Genomic DNA, 2,005 nt, shown 5'->3' on the forward strand with positions numbered 1-2,005 from the left:
TAGAAAAGTATGGAAGCAGGTTTATTGAAGCTATCAGGGGTTATCTTGCCGAATCGGCTTGATACCCTTTTATATAGATATTTTATTTTTTTCGATTGGGGGTGAAAATGTGAAAATACGCTATACAACAATACTTCCAGAGGATATTTTAAATCAAACCAAAGAAAAAGCAAAAGAGGAAGGCTGTGGAGGTAATGCCATTATTGAAAAGGCTTTAAGGCTCTATTTTTCAAGTCATTTACCAAATGAAGTTTGGGAAAAGTCTTTAGAAAGTGGATGGATTAAAAAAGTAGTTTTACTTGATGATGGTATTTTGTTTGAAAATATCAAATGCAGAAAAACCATTACCAATTACAAGAAGGAAGAATATACCCAAGAAGCCCTAAAATCAAGAGGTTGGAAAAAGGTTTAAGTTAATATAATCCGTAAAAATGAATCTGTTTTTGTGGTGTTTTGTCTTGTTTAACCGTTTTGGTAAATTCCAGTTGGTTGTAAAAGCCTGTAAATCACATGTAGTGAGGATTTTGTAAGGATAGCTCTAAATTTTACATCATGCAATTTGTAAAAAGGATTCTGTTTTTGTTCCAATTCAGAGCGTAAAGACAGTTTGGTCTTGTCCGTTTGCTTGTAATGGACATGTAATGAGGACTTTGTAAATATTGCGGTTACTGATTTTGTAATGCTTATTGTTTTTGTGTCGGTCAATAGTAGTAAAGAAATTGTGTCCAAGCGGAGCAGTACAGTAATTAAAATAGGCTCGTGAAGCCATATTCACGTAATTTGTCACATAAAAAATAGACAGGTTTACAACTCCCTTGCAGGGTCGAAAGGCTTAATGCTCATAAAGTGCGGTTGCCGATAGGTTTTGTGGAGACAGGAAAAAAGGAGAGGATATTTATATACGAGAAAAGAAAAACAGCTTTTATAGGAATCGACATGCATAAAGATATTCATGTTGCGGTTGTAATAGATTGCTGGACTAATATTTTAGGTGAAATTACTTTTGAAAATAGACCTTCAAAATTTGATAAATTCATGCAGGATGTCAAAAAGATTTATAAAGATTTAACCCCATGTTTCGGGCTTGAAGATACCAGAGGATTTGGAAGGAATTTTGCTTCTTACCTTTTAGGGCATAAATTTACTGTGAAACATGTAAACCCTGCTTATACTGATGCCATGCGGTCGAGTGCCCCAATGAGTAAAAAGAATGATGGGTACGATGCGTTTTGTGTTGCCAAAATTTTGCGTGATATGGTGGACACTTTGCCAAATGAAGAACACAACGACTTACATTGGACTATAAGGCAATTGGTAAAACGCAGGAACAGCCTTGTTAAAGGAATTGTTATTGCCAAGAATCAATTAAATTCCAATTTAACAAATGTCTATCCAAGTTACAAAAAATATTTCTGTGATGTAGACAATAAAACAGCCCTGTTATTTTGGGAGAAGTACCCACACCCACAGTATTTAAAGGGTGTAAAGCAGGAAACGCTTTTAGAGGAATTGAGGACAATACATAAAGGAATGAAGCAGGAACAGGCAGAAATGATATTGACATTATCGGAGCAGAACAGCCCAAAAGAAAAGGACTTTCAATATGAAAGAGACTTGATTATTAAAAGCCTTGTAAGGGAAATACGGTTTAAAAAGCAGGAAAACGAGGATATTGACAACGAATTGGAAAGGCTTGTTGATTTGACAGGATATAAACTCCAAACAATGCCCGGTATCAATTTAATTACTGCTTCTAACATTATTTCCGAGATTGGCAACGTTCAAAGGTTTCCGAATTCTGATAAATTAGCCCAGTTTTGCGGTGTGTGTCCTGTTAATTTTAGTTCGGCAGGAAAAGGCAAAGACCAAAGGAGCAGACAGGGAAACAGGGTTTTAAATGCTATATTTCACTTTTTGGCTATTCAGTTGGTGCAAATATCGCCATCAGGCAAGCCAAGGCATCCAGTGTTTAGAGAATATTTTGAAGGTAAAATTAAAGAAGGTA

Annotated in this window: 2 protein-coding genes; both read left to right on the forward strand. The window is 35.5% G+C overall.

Annotated features, from left to right (window positions below):
- Positions 1-109 precede the first annotated feature (109 nt).
- Positions 110-412, forward strand: coding sequence for a hypothetical protein (locus tag EFD62_RS17250; RefSeq protein WP_069193088.1), 303 nt, complete (start codon positions 110-112; stop codon positions 410-412).
- Positions 413-852: 440 nt separating this feature from the next.
- On the forward strand, positions 853-2,005 hold a 1,153-nt coding region (locus tag EFD62_RS17255), incomplete at its 3' end, for an IS110 family RNA-guided transposase (RefSeq protein ID WP_128706590.1).

Source organism: Acetivibrio mesophilus (assembly GCF_004102745.1).
GTDB lineage: Bacteria > Bacillota > Clostridia > Acetivibrionales > Acetivibrionaceae > Hungateiclostridium > Hungateiclostridium mesophilum.